Origin of the sequence: Burkholderia perseverans, assembly GCF_022870505.1 — a bacterium.
Lineage (GTDB): Bacteria > Pseudomonadota > Gammaproteobacteria > Burkholderiales > Burkholderiaceae > Burkholderia > Burkholderia plantarii.
This window is the reverse complement of record NZ_CP045093.1, coordinates 1,657,774-1,674,898: the sequence shown is the minus strand read 5'-3', so window position 1 is coordinate 1,674,898 and position 17,125 is coordinate 1,657,774. Positions and strand designations below refer to the sequence as shown.

Genomic DNA, 17,125 nt, shown 5'->3' with positions numbered 1-17,125 from the left:
TTTCCGGTCAGGGTGTCGTGATGGTGGGGGCCGGAGTGGCCAACGGGGCCGGCCTGGTCTTCTTCATCAGGAAATCCATGTACGGCGCGGACTCCGGGAACGATGCCTTTTCGGCCTCGAAGGCCTGCATCGCCTGCTCGTCGTTGCCGGCGCCCGCGTAGAGCACGCCGAGCTGCGCCTGGAAGCCGGGCGGCGGCCGCTTGCCGGCGGCGCGGATCTGCTGGAGCGCCTTTTCGAGCGTGTCGATCTGCGCTTGCGGCGCCTTCTCGCCCTTCAGGTAGTCGTAGACCGCTTGCTGGTAGCCATTCCATTCGTAAAGCGACGGCTCCGGTGGCGCGGCGCAGCCGGCCAGCAGCGCGCTCGCGACGAGGAGCGCGGGCGCGGCGCCGCGCAGGGAAATCATGCGAGTCATGTCGATCGTGCGGGTTGGGCCCGGGCGGCGGCCGGCCGGTGGCGTCCGGCGCTTCAGGTGCCGTCTTGCGGGCAGGGTTGCGGGCTGGATGACGGGCGATGTCGTGGATTGCGCGGCGCGGCGTGCGGCGCGTTTCATTTCGCGACCTGCAGCGCGCCGGCGTCGACCTGCGCGACAAGGTGATCGACGGCCTCCTGGATCGCGAGATCGAGCACCTTGCCGTTCAACGTCGAGTCGTAGCTCGCGGTGCCGCCGAAGCCGATCACCTCGCGGTTCGCGAGGCTGAACTCGCCCGCGCCCTGACTCGACAGCACGACCCGGGAAGTGACCGTATCGATGACGTTCAGGCTCACCTTCGCATAGGCGACCTGCTGCTTGCCGCGGCCGAGGATGCCGAACAGCTGGTGGTCGCCCATCTCCTTGCGGCCGAATTCGGTGACGTCGCCGGTCAACACGAAATGGGCGCCCTGCACGGCCTGGGGCTGCTTCAGAAAGCCGGCTTCCTGGCGGATCTCGGCGAGGTTGTCGCGCTCGAGCACGTCGAAGCGGCGGCTTTGCTGCAGGCGCGTGACCAGGATCGTCTTGGCCTGCCCGCCGAGGCGGTCGATGCCGTCCGAGAACACGCCGCGCATGTAGCTCGAGCGATTGTCGAACTTGCCGACCGCGATGGCCACCGGCTTGCCGGAGAACGGCACCTGCGCGCTCGGCACCGACGCCACCGGCAGCCTATGCGACGCCTCCGTCGCGCAGGCGCCGAGACCGAGCGCCAGCACGGCAGCGAGCGCGACTGGCACCGCGCGGCAGCGGGAAAACGACGTCATGCGGGATTCCTTGTCGAATGAAACGGATAACGGGATCGATATGTGCCGCGCCTCAACGGCCCGGCACCGTGGCGGAACGCGACAAGCAGCGCCTCGATGCCCGGTGAAATGGGTGTTCGGAGTATCCGGTTCCGATCGTCGAAGGGAATGTGGCATGGCCGCGCATTGTTCGATCAAGGCCACGCTCGCTCGGTCGCGGCTTGCGATTCTCATGCGATTCGCCGGCAGATTTCACCTATCAGGAATCCTGATCATGTCGGCGCATGACTCGGATCGATTCGGCATTGGCAGCTGCGCAACGTCGGCTTTCGCACGAAAACCTGTCATCGATTCGGCACCAAACCTGCGGCCCGCGCATGTGCATCCCGGACTCGCGTCAAACTGGAACCGGTTCGTTGATCCAGCGCAGCGCGCGGCAGCCGTAAATTCTGCACAACGAATCGCGCGCGCGCGTTTTTGCCGTGCCGTGCGCGGTTCGCCAAGTCGGGGTTTTCCCTCTCCGGCACGCGTCATTTTGAGCGCGCACAACCCGACGTCCATTGGTAAGATGGTCGCCGCCCGAGCCTGTCTAGACAACTTCAGGCGCCGCGTTCCCTGAAGCCTCCCCGCGACACCCACTCCGGAGTCTTGATGAAGCATCTGCAGCGCCATCTCGGCGCGCGTCACATCCGTTTTCTCGCCCTCGGCTCGGCGATCGGCACCGGCCTCTTCTATGGTTCCGCCTCGGCGATACGGCTCGCCGGTCCCGCCGTGATCCTGGCCTACCTAGTCGGCGGCGCGGCCGTCTACATGGTGATGCGCGCGCTCGGCGAAATGGCCGTGCGCGATCCCGTATCCGGTTCGTTCGGCCAGTACGCCACCGATAATCTCGGCCCGTTCGCGGGCTTCGTCACGGGCTGGACCTACACGCTGGAGATGGTGATCGTCGCGATCGCCGACGTCACGGCGTTCGGCATCTACATGGGTTTCTGGTTTCCCGGCGTGCCGCAATGGATCTGGGTGCTCGCGATCGTCACGATCCTCTGCGGGCTCAACCTCTGCCATGTGAAGGTGTTCGGCGAACTCGAATTCTGGCTCTCGATCGTCAAGGTCGTGGCGATCGGCGCGATGATCGCGGGCGGCATCGTGATCCTGGTCGTCGGCATGCATCTGGGCTCGCAGCAGGACGCGGCGCCGGCGCTGTCGAACCTCTGGTCGCACGGCGGCTTCCTGCCCCACGGCGTGGGCGGGCTGATCGAATCGCTGGCGGTGGTGATCTTCGCCTACGGCGGCATCGAGGTGATCGGCATGAGCGCGGGCGAGGCGAAGCACCCCGAGCGCGTGCTGCCGCGCGCGATCAACACGGTGCCGATGCGCATCCTGCTGTTCTACGTGCTGACGATGGTGGTGCTGATGTCGATCTTTCCATGGACCGGCATCGGCACGAGCGGCAGCCCGTTCGTGATGATCTTCTCGGCGCTCGGCGTGCGCTCGGCCGCGACGATCCTGAATCTCGTCGTGATCAGCGCCGCGATCTCGGCGATCAACAGCGACATCTTCGGCGCGGGCCGCATGATGTACGGCATGGCGCGCCAGGGCCAGGCCTCGCCGAAGTTCGCCCTCACCTCGCGGCACGGCGTGCCCTACGTGACGGTGCTGGTGATGACGGCCGCGCTGCTGGTGGGCGTGGTGCTGAACTACCTGATGCCGAAGGACGTGTTCCAGACCGTGGCCGCGATCGCCACGTTCGCGACGGTCTGGGTCTGGCTGATGATCCTGCTCTCGCAAGTGGCCATGCGCCGGCGCCTCACGCGCGACCAGGTCGAGGCCCTGAAATTTCGCGTGCCGCTCTGGCCCGTCGGGCCGGCGCTCGCGATCGCGTTCATGGTGTTCGTGGTGGTGATGATCGGCTGGTTCGCCGATACGCGCGTGGCACTCTACGTGGGAATCGCGTGGCTCGCCGTGCTCGGCGTGGCCTGGCTGCTGCGCCAGCGCTCGGCGCCGTTGCAGCGGAGCCACCCCGAGCGCTGAACGCGGGTGCCACGCCGCCCGCGCTCCGCTGGAAACGCGAGGCGCGCGGCACGGGCGGCAGCAATGGAACCTCAGGCAGCCTGCAGCACCTCGGCATCGGCCACGCCGCTCGTCGTCGCATGCAGCTTCGCCACCTTCGCGATCGTGTCGGCACAGGCATGCGCGAGTTCGGTGCCCTTCACGACGAAATGCTCGTGGAAGAACGTGGTGTGCTCGTGCGAGCCGTGATGGAAATGATGCGGCGTGAGCACGGCGCTCAGCACCACGGTTTCGGTTTCGAGCTGCACCTGCATCAGCCCCGAGATCACCGCCTGCGCGACGAACTCGTGCCGATAGATGCCGCCGTCCACCACCAGGCCCGCGCAGGCCACCGCGGCGTACTTGCCGGTCTTCGCCAGCAGCTTCGCGTGCAGCGGAATCTCGAACGCGCCGGCCACCTCGAAGAAGTCGATCTCGGTGTCGGCGATGCCGGCCTTCGCGAGCGCGGCCACGAACGCGGTCTTGCACTGGTCCACGATGTCCTTGTGCCAGCACGACTGGACAAACGCGATACGGCGCGGGAAAGCCTGGGAGGAAGGGGAAATCTGAGTCATCGACAAGGTCCTGTGGTCAAGTTGAATGGGCGCACAGGGCCACGCCGCACGCGTTGCGCGTGCGGAAAAACCCCGCTCTCTCTCATCCGGACTATGACCGTCGGCCCCGGAATCACACCGGGTCGGCAGGCATCGCGCAGGTGAACCTGGCGCGAGCTGTTCGCGGGCTACATGCACGAGGCACGATTACCGCCGGTGGGGAATTTCGCCCCGCCCTGAGAACGTTCGCGACGCGCCGAGGCACGTCGCGGCGAAAATTTATCACAACTGGCGCGAGCGCGTATGCCCACACCGGGCGCGGGGTCGGCGCCGCGCGGATCGCGCCTGGTTCAGGCGTGCCAGCGGCGCACGGTCAGGCGTTCGAGCGTGTCGAACACGAGATGCTCGACCAGCAGCCCGATCACGATCACGGCGGCGAGGCCCGCGAACACGCGGTCGGTGTAAAGCTCGTTGCGGTTCTGGAAAATGTACCAGCCGAGGCCGCCCTGCCCCGCGCTCGCGCCGAACACGAGCTCGGCCGCGATCAGCGTGCGCCAGGCGAAGGCCCAGCCCACCCGGAGCCCCGACAGGATCGACGGCAGCGCGGCCGGCACCAGGATCAGCCAGACGAAACGCAGCCCGCGCAGGCCGTAGTTGCGGCCCGCCATGCGCAGCGTGGCCGGCACGCCGAGGAAGCCGGTGTACATGTTCAGCGCGAGCGGCCACAGCACCGAGTGGACCAGCACGAACAGCAGGCTGCCGGTGCCGAGCCCGAACCAGAGCAGCGCGATCGGCAGCAGCGCGATCGACGGCAGCGGGTTGAACATCGCGGTCAGCATTGACAGCAGGTCGCGGCCGATCCGCGTCGAGACGGCCACCGAGGTCAGCGCGAACGCGAGCACGGCGCCGATCACGTAGCCGCGCAGCAGCACCGACAGCGAGATGCCGGTCTTGACCAGCAGCTCGCCGCTGGCGATGCCGTCCACGAACGCACGCAGCGTGGCGACGAAGGTCGGCACCAGCAGGTCGTTGTCGACCACGCGCGCGATGACCTCCCAGGCCGCGATCAATACCAGGGCGATCAGCACGCGGCGAAACGCGCTCGAACCGGTCACGCGCGCGGCCAGCGAGGCGCGCACGGCCTGGCTGCCGGCATCGGCCGGTTCGAGCGCGAGTTCGTATTCGGCGCGGGCCGGCGCGGCGGGAACCGGTGGATATGGCGTGCTCATGCGTGGGCCTCCGGGGCGGTCGCGGTCGTGCTGTCGGCCGGCTCGGGTGCCTCGGGCGTGTCGAACAGCAGGTGGTGGATGCGCGCGACGCTGCGCTGGAAATCGTCGCTGCCGATGCTGTCGAGCGCGAACCGCTCGCTGTTCAGCTCGGCCCGCACGCGGCCCGGATGCGGCGACAGCAGCAGGATGCGGTTGCCGACCACCAGCGCCTCCTCGATCGAATGCGTGACGAACAGCAGCGTGAAGCGCGCGTCGTCCCACAGCCGCAGCAGCTCCTCCTGCATCTTGCGGCGCGTGAGCGCGTCGAGCGCGGCGAACGGCTCGTCCATCAGCAGCACGCGCGGCTGCATGGCGAGCGCGCGCGCGATCGCGACGCGCTGCTTCATGCCGCCCGACAGCGTGTGCGGATAGGCGCTCGCGAACGCCGCGAGCCCGACCTTGTCGAGGTAATGCCGCGCGTGCTCGTTCGCCTCGGCGCGCGAGAGCCGGCGCGCCACGCGCAGCGGAAACGCGATGTTCTCGAGCACCGTCTTCCACGGCGGCAGCTGGTCGAATTCCTGGAACACGGCCACGCGGTCGGCACCGGGCCCGGCGATGCGCCGGCCGTCCAGCGCGATCTCGCCCGCCACCGGTTCGACGAAGCCGGCCACCGCCTTCAGCAAGGTCGACTTCCCGCAGCCGGACGGCCCGAGCAGCACGAAGCGGTCGCCGTGATCGACCTCGAAGCTCACGCGCTGGGTGGCGCGCACGATGCGCTCGCCGGTGCGGTATTCGAGCGTGACGCGATCGACGGCCAGCAGCGGTGTACCCGGCGCCGCCGCCGGCGCGGCCGATGCCGCCGGCGGCGCGACGGCATCGGGGCGCGCGCCGGCACGTGTCGCCGGTTCGGTGCCATTGGCGGTACGCGCGGCGCGCGGCGCCGGCCAGGCGTTCGACAGATTCATGCTCCACCTCGACAATGCGACAGACAAAACATCAACATACCGGCGCGCGCGAGCGATCCCAACCAATCATTGCCGCTATCCAAATGCCGCGCGCCGATAAGCGCGGCGCTCAGCTGCCGCCCTGCGTGGCCGGATCGTCGAAGAAATAGTCGTGGACCGATTTCGGCTCGTGGCGGATCGCGCCCACGCGATACATGAACTGCGCGAGGCCGAGCGTGTTCTGCGGCGCCGTCTTGAACTGCACCTGCGGGTCGCGCAGGATCTTCAGCAGCAGCGCACGATCGATCTTCGACTGGTTCACGCGGATGTAGATGTCGGCCGCGCGCTCGGGATCGGCCGCGATCAGTTTCGCCGCGTCGGCCAGCGCCGCCACGAACGCGCGGTAGGTCTTCGGGTTCGCGTCGCGGAATTTCGAGGTCGCGTACAGCACCGTGGCCGAACTCGGGCCGCCGAGCACGTCGTAGGAATTCAGCACGATGTGCGCCTTCGGGTTGCCGGCCAGCTCCTGCTGCTGGAACGGCGGATTGCCGAAGTGGCCGGTGATCACGCTGCTGTTGGCGATGATCGCGGCGGCCGCGTCGGGATGCGGGATCGCCTGCGTGAGCTTGTCGAGGCGGTCGAACGACTTGTCGCCCCACTGCTTCGCGGCCGCGTACTGCAGCACGCGCGACTGCACCGACACGCCCACCGCCGGCACCGCGATGCGGTCCTTCGCGGTGAAATCGGCGATCGTCTTCACGGCCGGATCGTTGCTGACGAGGTAGTACGGCAGGTTGCCGAGCGAGGCCACGCCCTTCACGTCCTGGTGCCCGCGCGTGCGGTCCCACACCGTCATCAGCGGGCCGGTGCCGGCGCCGGCGATGTCGACAGCGCCCGACAGCAGCGCGTCGTTCACGGCCGCGCCGCCCGACAGCTTGACCCAGTCCACCTGGATGTCGATGCCTTCCTTCCTGCCTTCCTGCTCGATCAGGTGCTGGTCGCGCGCGACGTTCAGCATCAGGTAGACGACGCCGAACTGCTCGGCGATCCGGATCCTGCCCTCGGCGTGGGCGGGTGCGGTGGCGCCGAGGCCCGCGGCGGCGGCCAGCGTGACGGCGACGAGCGCGGCGGCCGTGCGGCGCGCGTGAAGCGTGGTGCGCGCGAGCGTGGCGCGGAACGAAAACGACATCGGGAACCTCTCGGAGGCGGAAGAAAACGGGGAAACGGCGGGACGGAAGCGGCGCTGCGCGCGAGCAGGCTTCGCGCTCGTTGCGGCGCACGAAGCCATGCCGGCGAAGCGGCGACCACATCGACGCGGTCGGCGTCGAACCGGCTGCCCGCGCACGGACGATCGGCGGCGAGCGCCGCCGCCATCGAACGAATCAGACGAATCAGACCGGCACGTCGCCTTCGATCGTGGTGCGATACAGCTTGCGGCGCAGATGGTCGGGCGTGCCGGCCGCCAGATGCATCAGCGAGCGGTTGTCCCAGAACACCAGATCGTGCTCGCGCCACTGGTGGCGATAGACGAACGCGTCGCGCACGCTGTGGGCGAACAGCTCGTCGAGCAGCGCGCGGCTCTCGTCCTCGGGCAGGCCGACGATGCGTGTCGTGAAATGCTCGCTGACGAACAGCGCGCGGCGGCCCGTTTCCGGATGCGTGCGCACGATCGGCTGTTCGACCGCCTTCACCTGCGCGATCTGCTCGGCGCTCAGGTTCGGCCGCCACGGGCTGCGCGCCTGCAGCTCGGCATAGCGCGCGAGATAGGTGTGCTCGGCGCGGCGCCCCTGCACGGCCTGCTTCAGCGCGTCGGGCAGCGTGTCCCAGGCCAGGTGCATGTTCGCGAACAGCGTGTCGCCGCCCTCGGCCGGCAGCTCCTGCGCGTGCAGCAGCGAGCCCAGGCTCGGCTTCTCCTTGTACGACAGGTCCGAATGCCAGAAATGGCCCGCGTCGCCGAGGCCGATCGGCTTGCCGTCTTCCATGATGTTCGACACGATCAGCACCTCGGGATGCCCGGGCAGCGCGAACTGATGCAGCACGTGGATCTGCAGCGGGCCGAAGCGGCGGCTGAACGCCACCTGCTGGTCGGGCGTGATGCGCTGCTCGCGGAACACCAGCACGTGGTGATCGAGATGGGCGCGGTGGATGCGCGCGAACGCGGCGTCGCCGAGCGGCCGCGAGAGATCGAGGCCGATGACCTCGGCGCCGAGCGGGCCGTCGAACGGCACGATGTCGAACCCGCCCTCGGACGCGTTGCCGGAGAACTGGCCGGCCGCGGCCGGAGCGGAAGGAGAAGAGGCAAAAACGGCGGACGCGCTCACGTTCTACGATCCCAGCGAAACGAAAACGTCAATCTACGGCCGCGATCGCGCCATGACAACGAAGCAAAAGCGATACGGATATCATCGGCGGTCATAACGGACGCAAGGCTGCGTCAGCCGCGAAGGCGGGCGGTTTTCACGTGGAAACCGACGCGATCGCATCGAACGGGATCCGACCTCGTTTTGCCTGGGCGCGGGACGCGAGCGGCGGATCTCGCGCCCCGCGCTTTCAACGTGCCATCAATGCGGCGTCACTGCCCCGCCGGAAAGATCAGCGAGCGATGCGCGCCCACCCCGGCCAGCACGCCCGAGGCCGACGCAAAGGTGGCGTTCGTCATCGGATTGGCCATGTCGCCGGCCGCGAACACGCCCGGCACGCTGGTCTGGTTCCAGGCGTCGACGCGCACCACCGGCCCGAGCGGCGCCTCGTCGAACGCGCAGCCGAGTTGCGTGGCCAGATCGCTGGCCGGCAGCGTGCGGGTGCCGACGAACAGCGCGTCGACCTCCACCACGCGCCCGTCGGCGAGCCGCAGGCCGGCAAGGCGCGGCGCCTCGCCGAGCACCTCCACCACCGGCGCCGCCTCGATCCGCACGCCGCGCGCGGCCAGTTGCGCAGCCTCCTCGGCGCCCGGCTCGACGATGCCCTGCGTGAACCAGACGAGCGGCCCCCAGTCGGCCACCAGCTGCGCCTGATGCAGCGACATCGGGTGCGTGGCCAGCACGCCGATCCGGCCGGCGCCGATCTCGTAGCCGTGGCAGTACGGGCAATGCAGCACGCTCGTGCCCCAGCGCGCCTCGAGCCCGGCCAGCGCGGGCAGCTCGTCGCGCACGCCGGTGGCCAGGATCAGTCGTTCGGCGCCGATCTCGCCGCCGTCGTCGGTGGTGACGACGAAGCCGCGCGCGCCGCGTTCGGCCGTGCGCGCCTCGCCGATCCGGAACGTGACGTCCGGATAGGCCGCCAGCTGCGCGGTGGCCTCGCCGACGATGTCCTCGGGCGCGCGGCCGTCCTGCCCGAAGAAGCCGTGCGAACGCGCGGCGAAGCGGTTGCGCGGCCGGCGGCCGTCGATCACGAGCACGCGGCGCCGCGCCCGCGCGAGTTGCATCGCGGCGGACAGGCCCGCGAAACTGCCGCCGATCACGACGACATCATGTTGGGATTGCATCGGTATTCTCCTGTGGATCCCGGTCGATCCCGGCGGATCATGGTCCGGATGCGACCCCGCGCCGGTGGCGCCGCGTTTCATGGAACTTCAGAAGTTGCATGATAGGCAGGTACCATTCGTCTTGCAACTCGTCATGTTGCATGACCGAACCCGAGCAACCACGAGGACCGATGAGATGAGAGCCGATGAGAACCGATAGCCGCCTGTCACGGATGCTGCATGCGCTGATCCACATGGGCCGCGCCGACGGGCCGCTGACCTCGGAGGCGATCGCGGCGATGCTCTGCACCAACGCCGTGGTGGTGCGGCGCATGCTGGGCGGCCTGCGCGACGCCGGCTACGTGCAGTCGGAAAAGGGGCATGGCGGCGGCTGGACGCTGGCCGGCTCGCTCGACGCGATCACGCTGCTCGACGTCTACCGCGCGGTGGGCGCGCCGCCGCTGTTTTCGGAACTGGTCTCGAACGACCACCCCGAATGCCTCGTCGAGCGCGCCGTGAACGCGCATCTGTCGGCGGCGCTCGGCGAGGCCGAGCAAGTGCTGCTCGCGAAGTTCGGCGAGGTCACGCTGGGCGCGCTCGCGCGCGATTTCGAGGCGAACATGCCGCGCGAGGCGGGAAACATGAGCGGACACGGCGGGCATTGACGGCGCCGGCCCGGGCCTCATGGCGAAACGGCCCATCCCCTGCGCGTCGCCGCGTCAGGCCACGCCGCGTCAGGCCACGCCGAGCCACGCCTCGACGGCGTGCGCATCAACCGCAGCGTAAGCCGAGCCCGTGAAGGCGGCCGAGCCGAGTTCGCGCCGTAAGCGAACGAGGGCCTCGGCAAAACCGCGCAGCTCGCGCGTGGCCTCGCGATCGTCGGCGCGCCGGCGCGCGAGCGCCGCCTCGATCATCGTGGCGATCAGGCGCTGCTGGCAGTCGGCGACCTCGAGGCAGGCCTCGCGGCAACGCGCCGAGACGCGCGCGATCTCGAGCAGCGCCGGCACCACCGGAATCGTCAGGCGCGCGCCCGGCGCCAGCTGCGCCCAGCTGCGTGCCCAGCCGGCGCCGCTCGCGAGCAGTTGCGCAGCCACCGCGTCGCGCCAGATGGCGCGCTCGACGCGCAGCGCCTCGCGGTAAGCGTCGAGCGCCGCCGGCGCCGCCACGCGCCCCGCTTCGACGAGCGGCACCGCGCCCGCCGCCGGCGCATCGTGCAGGCAGCCCGCGCCGAACCAGGCCGCCGTGTCGCGCCGCGCGGCCAGCACCAGCGGCTGCAGCCGGTCCGGCGCGAGCGGATCGAGCGGCACCGCCTCGCAGATCGCCGGCTTGCCCGCCTCGTGCAGCGTGCAGCGCCCGTCCCCGGCCCGCGCCGGACATCGATCGAGCGACGGATAGTCGAAACCCTGCGCCGTCACCGCGAGCCAGTCCTGCCCCGGCGCGGTTGGCACGAACAACGCATCGGCGAGCGCGTTGCAGGAGCCGGCATCGCCGGCATCGAGCACTTGCTCGTGGCCGCCGATCCGCACGCGCTCGCCGGGCCGGCGGCGCGCCACGCGGCCGATCGCGAGGCAGGCGGCGAAGCGCTCGCGATGGCGGAACAGCTCGCGCATCGACAGCGACGGCGCGCTGTTGCAGCAGCGCCCGCAGGCATGGCAGCCCAGCGAGAACGAGGCGGGCCGCCCGGCTGCCGCGGCCGTCACCATGGGCGCCGCACCGAGTCCTGATAGCGGACCAGGATGAAATGCGCGACCTCGTCCGAGTGGCAGGCGGCAATCAGTTGGCGCACCCAGGGCCGCGTGCGATCGGCGTCGCGCACGGCCAGCACGTCGGCGAACGGCGAGCGCGCGTCCTCGATGCCGATGCTGTCGCGCCCCGGCTGCAGGCCCGCGCGTGCCGCCGTCTCGCGATCCATCGCCACCAGCGCGGCGCCGTCGAGCGCGGCGAACAGTTGGGCCGCCGGGCGCGTGACGATGCGCAGGCCGAGCCGGTTACCGATGATGTCGCGCGGCGTCGCGTCGAGTCCGGCGCCGTCGCGCAGCGTCAGCAGCGTCTCGTTCTGCAGCAGCACCAGCGCGCGCGCCGCGGCGCGCGGCTCGGCCGGAATCACCACGCGCGCGCCCGGCTGCAGCTGGTTCAGGCCGGTGAGCCGGCGCGAATAGAGCGCCAGCGGCAGCGTGACGGTGGTGGCGACGTAGCCGAGCGCATCGCCGTGGGCGCGCCGCGCGGCGGCCAGCTGGCGCGCGTCCTCGAAGCTCGCCGCGTCGAGGCGGCCCGCCGCGAGCGCGGCGTCGATGCGGGTCGCGTCGTCGAACACGACGATGTCGAGCGGCAGCCCGCGCGCGGCGGCCACGCGCTTCACCTCGGCGAAGATCTCGGCCTGCGGGCCGGGCGTCACGCCGATGCGCAATGGTGCTGCCGGCGCCGCTGCCAGCGCCGGCTCCGGCAGCGAGACGGACGACGCCGACGACACCGGCGCAACCAGCCGGAGCGGCGCGACCAGCGAGTCCGACGCGGCCGCGGCCTGTCCCGCCACGGCAAGCAGCACGCCGACACAGCCGGCGCGACGTACAGCGAAGCGCCCCACCAAACGCCATCGACGCGTGATACCCGACGCCTCCCTCACGACGCATCCCTCAGGATCGTCCGGAAACCGATATGCGAAGCCCCGAGATCCGCCTCCTGCTGCTCGCGCGACGACGCGCGATAGCGGACGCAGTAATCGCGCGCGCAGAGGAACGAGCCGCCCTTGATCACCATCGGCGTGTCGTGGCGCAGCGCGGCCGGCGCGACGGCCGCCGTATCGCCGTTGGTATGCGATTGATGCGGGCCGCTGTAGGCGTCGCGCGTCCATTCCCAGGCGTTGCCGATCATGTCGTAGAGCCGGAAATCGTTGGCCGCGTAGCAGCCCACCGGGGCCAGCCCGGCATGGCCGTCCTCGGCCGTGTCGATGATCGGGAACACGCCCTGCCAGTAGTTCGCGGACGGCTTGCCGTCGGTGCCCACCGGCGCCGTGTCGAGTTCGGCGCCGTCGTGGCCGGCCTTGCCCGCGTATTCCCATTCGGCCTCGGTCGGCAGATCGCGGCCGAGCCAGCGCGCGTAGGCCAGCGCGTCGTGCTGCGTGACGAGCGTGACGGGCAGGTTGCCGTGGCCGTCGACATCGCTGCCGGGGCCGCGCGGATGCCGCCACGACGCGCCGTCCACCCAGCGCCACCAGGCCAGGTCGCGCGCGTTCAGTTCCTCGCGATCCGGCACATGGAACACGGCCGCGCCGCCCTGCCGCTCGGCCTCGGTCACGTAGCCGGTGGCGCGCACGAACGCGGCGAACTGGGCGATCGTCACGTCGGTCTGGTCGATCCAGAAGCCGGCCACGCGCGTGCGGCCGTCGCCGGCCGGTCGTTCGTCGGGATAGCCGCGCGTGCCGCCGAACACGAAGCCACCGCCATGCAGATGCACCATGCCGGCCTTCGGATCGTCGCGCCAGCCGGCCGGCACGCCCGAGTAGCGCTCGCACTGCCGTTCGCTGCCGAGCGGCGCGAGCGCGCGGCCGCGGTTGGCCGCGTCGAACCCGGCGCCCGGCGCGTCGGCACGCCCGGCGACGGCATACGACAGTGCGAAGGCGGCCGCGAACAGCACGGCGCCGGCCGCCGCGAGCTTCGTCGAAAAACGCATCGCGGCCTCAGTAGTAACCGACCGGCCGCAGCGGCTCGACGCCGCCCACGCGCGCCATGTAGGCGTTCCACTGGTCGAACAGCGTGCCGACCACGGCCGGGTTCTGCGCCGACACGTCGGTGGTCTCGCCGCGATCGGTGCTGAGGTCGTAGAGCTGCCAGTGGCCGTCGGCCGGCCCGAGCGGCGGCTCGGTCCAGAGCGCCTTCCAGCGGCCGTCGGCGCTGCGCAGGTAGGCGCGCCCGTAGGCCTCGTCGCCGAACGGCTCGGTGTGGACCGCGCCGCTCGCGGTGCCGGCCAGCACCGGCAGCAGCGATTTGCCGGTGACCGGATACACGTAGCGGTTGCCGTAGACCACCTTGCCGCGGTTCGCGTCCACGCCGGTCAGCGTGTTGACGAGCGGCGGGGCCGGCTCGGACGGCGGCGTGACCTGCGCGACGTCGAGGAAGGTGGCCGTGTCGTCGGTGACGTGCGTGAACACGCTCAGCGTCGGCAGCGCGCCGCTCTGCCCCGGCAGGTGGACGATCGCCGGCACCGACACGCCGCCCTCGGCCGAATAGCCCTTGGTGAGCCGCAGCGGCGTGGCGCTGACCTCGGCCCAGCGCAGCCCGTATTGCAGCCGCTGCGCGTTCTGCAGGCCGTTGTCGGTGCCGAGCGCCGAGTACACCGGGTCCTGTGCGTTGGCCGTGTCGGTGGCGGTGGGATCGGCGCCCGAGTCGATCGGCCAGCCTTCCGCGCCGTTGTCGGACTGGAACATGATGAAGGTGTTGTCGTATTCGCCGATGTCCTTCAGATGCTGGATCAGCAGGCCGACGTTGTAGTCGAGGTTCTCGACCATGCCGGCGTAGATTTCCATGTAGCGCGCCTGAGCCTTGCGCTCGACCGTCGACAGGCTGGCCCAGGCCTTGTCGACCTTGCCCTGCCCGTAGTCGCTGTAGCCGGCCGAGGCCGGATGCACGGCGCTGATGTACTGCGCCGCCGGCGTGCCGTTGTTGGCGGTGGCGGGCGAGCGCGTCAGCGTCTCGGGCAGGCCCTCGAACGGCGTGAAGTCGGCCGGGATCAGGCCGAGCGCCTTCTGGCGCGCGATCCGCGCGTCGCGGATCGCGTCGTAGCCGGCGTCGTAGACGCCCGTGTAGTTGTGCAGCCACGGGTCGGGCACCTGCAGCGGCCAGTGCGGCGAGGTGTAGGCCGCGTAGGCGAAGAACGGCTTGCCGTCGCCGTGGTTCGCGTCGATGTACGAGATCAGCCGCTGCGTGTAGAAGTTGGTCGAATAGAACACCGCCGGGTTGCCGCCGGCGCCGCCCGGCTGTCCGGGCTGGCCCGGCTGCACGTAGCGGCCGTCCTCGGTGTAGTTCTGCGAGCCGGCCGGCTCGTGCGCGAAGTGGTTGGTGGCGGCGCCGCCGAGCAGCGCGTAGCTGTGCTCGAAGCCCCATTGGTCCGGCGTCTGGCCGCTGCCCGAGGCGCTGCCGACGATGCCCGAGCCGAGGTGCCACTTGCCCGCCATGTAGGTGTGATAGCCGGCGTCCTTGAGCAGCTGCGCGACCGACAGCGAGCGGTCGTTCAGGTAGCCCTCGTAGCCGGGCAGCCCCTTGCGCTCGTCGGTCGGCACGCCCATCGTGCCTTCGCCGACCAGATGGTGATCGGTGCCCGAGATCAGCATCGAGCGCGTGATCGCGCAGACCGTGCCGGCATGGTGGTTCGACAGGATGCGGCCCGAGGCCACCAGCGCGTCGAGGTTCGGCGTGTGGATCTCGCCGCCGAACGCATGGATGTCGGAGTAGCCGAGATCGTCGGCCATGATGTAGAGGATGTTCGGCCGCTTCTGCGCGAGCGGCGGCGCCGGCGTGGTGGACGCGGCGGGCGTGGCGGCCCCGTCGCCGTCGCTGCCGCCGCACGCGGCGAGCGACAGCACGCCGGCGAGGGCCGCGACGCCGAGGCGGAGACGCGGACGCAGGCGCGAAGGAGCGGATTCGGAACGGGACGAAGGCGCGGCGGACGGATTCATTGTTGTTGGCGCGGGCGGTGGTTTTGTGATGGCGTGCCATCGGGAGCCGCGATGGTAGCCGCGCGGCCTGCCCCGCCAAAGTCCGATTCCTGCGATGCTAAAGCGTGCCGGGAATAAGAGCGCCCGCGCCACGCGCGCTGATCGCCGCCGGCCCCTCAAGCCGGCCCGAACAACTCCGCATAGACCTCGCGCAGCCAGTCCACGAACACGCGCACGCGCGGCGAGAGCTGCCGCCGGTACGGATAGAGCGCCGTGAGCGGCAGGTCCGGGCTGCGCCACGCGGGCAGCACTTCCACCAGGCGCCCCTCGCGCAGCGCCGCGGCCACGTGGAAGCGCGGCAGCTGGATCAGGCCGCCGCCGCTCTCGCAGGCCACCACGTAGTTCTCCGCGTCGTTCACCGACATCCAGCCGCCGAGATCGTAGTCGCGCACCTCGCCGTCCACCACCAGCGAGACCGGGTAATCGATGTTGCCGCTGCTCGAGAAGAAGCGCACCGCCTGATGCGAGGCCAGTTCGTCGGGATGGGCCGGCATGCCGAACTCGGCCAGATAGGCGGGGCTCGCGCACAGCACCTGCGGCATCATCGCGAGCCGGCGCGCGACCAGCGACGAGTCGTGCGGGCGCCCGCCGCGCACCACGCAATCGACGCCCTCGCGCACCAGATCGACGAGCCGGTCGCCGCTGCTGACCACCAGCTCGATCTCCGGATAGCGGCGATGGAATTCGCCGATGCGCGGCAGCACCACCTGCGTGGCGTGGGTGCCGTGCATGTCCACCCGCAGCACGCCGCGCGGGTTCGACGCGACGTGCCGCAGCGAGGCCTCGGCGTCGTCGAGTTCGCTGAGGATCAGCACGCAGCGCTCGTAGAACGCGCTGCCGTCCTGCGTCGGCGCGACCTGCCGCGTGGTGCGGTCGAGCAGCCGCGTGCCGAGCCGCGCCTCCAGCTGCTTGATGGCGTGCGTGGCGCTCGCGCGCGGAATGCCGAGCATGTCGGCCGAGCGGCTGAAGCTGCCGGTTTCGACGATGCGGGTGAACAGTTGCAACGTGTCGAGGCGATCCATGGGCGCAATTATTGGATTGACTTGAATATCGGCGCCACTTTACCAGCCGTGCACACGGAAAAACAGCGCAATCCCGCGCGGATCGCCCGATGATTATTGAGGCCGGTTGAATTGTATTCGCAAGCTGCCCGGGTTTATCCACGCCGCCGAAACGAGAAGAATAGGTCCTGACGGGCACGACGCCCTTTCGAACAGGAGCCAGACATGAACACTTCCTCAACCCGTACCGCCATCGTCACGGGCGGCTCGCGCGGCATCGGCCGGGCGATCTCGGCCCGCCTCGCCGCCGACGGCTTCGCCGTGGTGGTCAACTACGCCGGCAACGCCGCGAGCGCGCAGGAAACCGTCGACGCGATCACCGAGGCGGGCGGCACCGCCATCGCCGTGCAGGGCGACGTCGCGAACGAGGCCGACGTCACGCGCCTGTTCGACACCGCCATCGAGCGCTTCGGCCGTGTCGACGCGGTGGTGAACAGCGCCGGCGTGATGTCGATGGCCACCATCGACAGCGCGCATCTCGACGCCTTCGACCGCACGCTCGCGGTCAACCTGCGCGGCGCGTTCATCGTGCTGGCCGAGGCCGCGAAGCGGCTGCAGCGCGGCGGCCGGATCATCGCGCTGTCCACCAGCGTGATCGCGCGCTCGTTCCCCGGCTACGGGCCGTACATCGCCAGCAAGGCCGGCGTGGAGGGCCTCGTGCGCGTGCTCGGCAACGAGCTTCGCGGGCGCGGCATCACCGCCAACGCGGTCGCGCCGGGGCCGGTGGCCACCGAGCTGTTCTTCAACGGCAAGAGCGACGAGCAGATCGCGCAGATCAGCAAGCTCGCCCCGCTCGAGCGGCTCGGCGAGCCGGAGGACATCGCCTCGGCCGTGTCGTTCCTGGCCGGCCCCGACGGCGCATGGGTCAACGCGCAGGTGCTGCGCGTGAACGGCGGCTTCGCCTGAACCGCATCCGCAACCGCG

The 17,125-nt window shown here is 70.2% G+C and carries 16 protein-coding genes and 1 riboswitch; of the genes, 3 read left to right on the top strand and 13 right to left on the bottom strand.

Annotated elements, in window-relative coordinates:
• Nucleotides 1-7: 7 nt before the first annotated feature.
• Both BpN12_RS06950 and BpN12_RS06945 read right to left on the bottom strand, forming a co-directional pair.
• A complete protein-coding gene (locus BpN12_RS06950) occupies nucleotides 8-403 on the bottom strand; it encodes a DUF4810 domain-containing protein (RefSeq protein ID WP_246794649.1) in 396 nt (131 codons plus the stop codon).
• 143 nt (nucleotides 404-546) lie between these two features.
• Entirely contained in the window at nucleotides 547-1,233 is a 687-nt protein-coding gene (locus BpN12_RS06945) for a CsgG/HfaB family protein (RefSeq protein ID WP_246794540.1), read from the bottom strand.
• A gap of 630 nt (nucleotides 1,234-1,863) precedes the next feature.
• Between BpN12_RS06945 and BpN12_RS06940 the strand changes: the two genes are divergently transcribed.
• Nucleotides 1,864-3,243, top strand: coding sequence for an amino acid permease (locus BpN12_RS06940; protein WP_246794539.1), 1,380 nt, complete (start codon nucleotides 1,864-1,866; stop codon nucleotides 3,241-3,243).
• Between the two features lie 71 nt (nucleotides 3,244-3,314).
• Here BpN12_RS06940 and BpN12_RS06935 read toward each other — a convergent pair whose 3' ends face one another.
• From BpN12_RS06935 to BpN12_RS06910, 6 genes are all read right to left on the bottom strand, one after another.
• Nucleotides 3,315-3,836 (bottom strand): 6,7-dimethyl-8-ribityllumazine synthase, encoded by a 522-nt coding sequence (locus tag BpN12_RS06935; RefSeq protein WP_246794538.1) that lies wholly within the window; start codon nucleotides 3,834-3,836, stop codon nucleotides 3,315-3,317.
• Nucleotides 3,837-3,906: 70 nt separating this feature from the next.
• Nucleotides 3,907-4,063: riboswitch (FMN riboswitch) on the bottom strand.
• A 102-nt stretch (nucleotides 4,064-4,165) separates the two neighbouring features.
• Nucleotides 4,166-5,044, bottom strand: a complete 879-nt coding sequence (locus BpN12_RS06930) for an ABC transporter permease (RefSeq protein ID WP_246794537.1) — start codon at nucleotides 5,042-5,044, stop codon at nucleotides 4,166-4,168.
• Complete coding sequence (locus BpN12_RS06925; protein WP_246794536.1) at nucleotides 5,041-5,988, bottom strand: ABC transporter ATP-binding protein; 948 nt, start codon at nucleotides 5,986-5,988, stop codon at nucleotides 5,041-5,043. Before BpN12_RS06925 ends, BpN12_RS06930 begins: the two co-directional genes overlap by 4 nt.
• Nucleotides 5,989-6,097: 109 nt before the next feature.
• Entirely contained in the window at nucleotides 6,098-7,156 is a 1,059-nt protein-coding gene (locus BpN12_RS06920) for an ABC transporter substrate-binding protein (protein ID WP_246794535.1), read from the bottom strand.
• A gap of 202 nt (nucleotides 7,157-7,358) precedes the next feature.
• On the bottom strand, nucleotides 7,359-8,288 hold the full coding sequence (locus BpN12_RS06915) for a TauD/TfdA dioxygenase family protein (RefSeq protein ID WP_425306296.1): 930 nt from the start codon (nucleotides 8,286-8,288) through the stop codon (nucleotides 7,359-7,361).
• Nucleotides 8,289-8,539: 251 nt separating this feature from the next.
• Nucleotides 8,540-9,451 (bottom strand): NAD(P)/FAD-dependent oxidoreductase, encoded by a 912-nt coding sequence (locus BpN12_RS06910; RefSeq protein ID WP_246794534.1) that lies wholly within the window; start codon nucleotides 9,449-9,451, stop codon nucleotides 8,540-8,542.
• Between the two features lie 185 nt (nucleotides 9,452-9,636).
• Between BpN12_RS06910 and BpN12_RS06905 the strand changes: the two genes are divergently transcribed.
• Nucleotides 9,637-10,095: an RrF2 family transcriptional regulator gene (locus BpN12_RS06905; RefSeq protein ID WP_246794533.1), complete on the top strand. Its 459-nt coding sequence runs from the start codon at nucleotides 9,637-9,639 to the stop codon at nucleotides 10,093-10,095.
• Between the two features lie 69 nt (nucleotides 10,096-10,164).
• Here the strand turns inward: BpN12_RS06905 and BpN12_RS06900 are convergent, their stop codons facing one another.
• The 5 genes from BpN12_RS06900 to BpN12_RS06880 form a co-directional block, all read right to left on the bottom strand.
• Nucleotides 10,165-11,133, bottom strand: a complete 969-nt coding sequence (locus BpN12_RS06900; RefSeq protein WP_246794532.1) for a flagellin N-methylase — start codon at nucleotides 11,131-11,133, stop codon at nucleotides 10,165-10,167.
• Nucleotides 11,127-11,876, bottom strand: coding sequence for a MetQ/NlpA family ABC transporter substrate-binding protein (locus tag BpN12_RS06895; RefSeq protein WP_246794647.1), 750 nt, complete (start codon nucleotides 11,874-11,876; stop codon nucleotides 11,127-11,129). The genes BpN12_RS06900 and BpN12_RS06895 overlap by 7 nt, the downstream gene beginning before the upstream one ends.
• A gap of 173 nt (nucleotides 11,877-12,049) precedes the next feature.
• Nucleotides 12,050-13,099 (bottom strand): formylglycine-generating enzyme family protein, encoded by a 1,050-nt coding sequence (locus BpN12_RS06890; RefSeq protein WP_246794531.1) that lies wholly within the window; start codon nucleotides 13,097-13,099, stop codon nucleotides 12,050-12,052.
• A 7-nt stretch (nucleotides 13,100-13,106) separates the two neighbouring features.
• Nucleotides 13,107-15,101: an arylsulfatase gene (locus BpN12_RS06885; protein WP_246794530.1), complete on the bottom strand. Its 1,995-nt coding sequence runs from the start codon at nucleotides 15,099-15,101 to the stop codon at nucleotides 13,107-13,109.
• Between the two features lie 155 nt (nucleotides 15,102-15,256).
• On the bottom strand, nucleotides 15,257-16,162 hold the full coding sequence (locus tag BpN12_RS06880; RefSeq protein ID WP_198253558.1) for a LysR family transcriptional regulator: 906 nt from the start codon (nucleotides 16,160-16,162) through the stop codon (nucleotides 15,257-15,259).
• Between the two features lie 204 nt (nucleotides 16,163-16,366).
• On the opposite strand from BpN12_RS06880, the gene BpN12_RS06875 reads away from it, so the two are divergent.
• Nucleotides 16,367-17,107, top strand: a complete 741-nt coding sequence (locus BpN12_RS06875; protein WP_246794529.1) for an SDR family oxidoreductase — start codon at nucleotides 16,367-16,369, stop codon at nucleotides 17,105-17,107.
• Nucleotides 17,108-17,125: the final 18 nt, after the last annotated feature.

Excerpts from the sequence above, each read along its gene's own strand:
- BpN12_RS06890 (WP_246794531.1), bottom strand. The coding sequence starts at position 13,099 with ATGCGTTTTTCGACGAAGCTCGCGGCGGCCGGCGCCGTGCTGTTCGCG.
- BpN12_RS06940 (WP_246794539.1), top strand. The coding sequence starts at position 1,864 with ATGAAGCATCTGCAGCGCCATCTCGGCGCGCGTCACATCCGTTTTCTC.
- BpN12_RS06945 (WP_246794540.1), bottom strand. The coding sequence starts at position 1,233 with ATGACGTCGTTTTCCCGCTGCCGCGCGGTGCCAGTCGCGCTCGCTGCC.
- BpN12_RS06905 (WP_246794533.1), top strand. The coding sequence starts at position 9,637 with ATGAGAACCGATAGCCGCCTGTCACGGATGCTGCATGCGCTGATCCAC.
- BpN12_RS06900 (WP_246794532.1), bottom strand. The coding sequence starts at position 11,133 with ATGGTGACGGCCGCGGCAGCCGGGCGGCCCGCCTCGTTCTCGCTGGGC.
- BpN12_RS06925 (WP_246794536.1), bottom strand. The coding sequence starts at position 5,988 with ATGAATCTGTCGAACGCCTGGCCGGCGCCGCGCGCCGCGCGTACCGCC.
- BpN12_RS06880 (WP_198253558.1), bottom strand. The coding sequence starts at position 16,162 with ATGGATCGCCTCGACACGTTGCAACTGTTCACCCGCATCGTCGAAACC.
- BpN12_RS06910 (WP_246794534.1), bottom strand. The coding sequence starts at position 9,451 with ATGCAATCCCAACATGATGTCGTCGTGATCGGCGGCAGTTTCGCGGGC.
- BpN12_RS06885 (WP_246794530.1), bottom strand. The coding sequence starts at position 15,101 with ATGAATCCGTCCGCCGCGCCTTCGTCCCGTTCCGAATCCGCTCCTTCG.
- BpN12_RS06935 (WP_246794538.1), bottom strand. The coding sequence starts at position 3,836 with ATGACTCAGATTTCCCCTTCCTCCCAGGCTTTCCCGCGCCGTATCGCG.
- BpN12_RS06920 (WP_246794535.1), bottom strand. The coding sequence starts at position 7,156 with ATGTCGTTTTCGTTCCGCGCCACGCTCGCGCGCACCACGCTTCACGCG.
- BpN12_RS06930 (WP_246794537.1), bottom strand. The coding sequence starts at position 5,044 with ATGAGCACGCCATATCCACCGGTTCCCGCCGCGCCGGCCCGCGCCGAA.
- BpN12_RS06875 (WP_246794529.1), top strand. The coding sequence starts at position 16,367 with ATGAACACTTCCTCAACCCGTACCGCCATCGTCACGGGCGGCTCGCGC.
- BpN12_RS06950 (WP_246794649.1), bottom strand. The coding sequence starts at position 403 with ATGATTTCCCTGCGCGGCGCCGCGCCCGCGCTCCTCGTCGCGAGCGCG.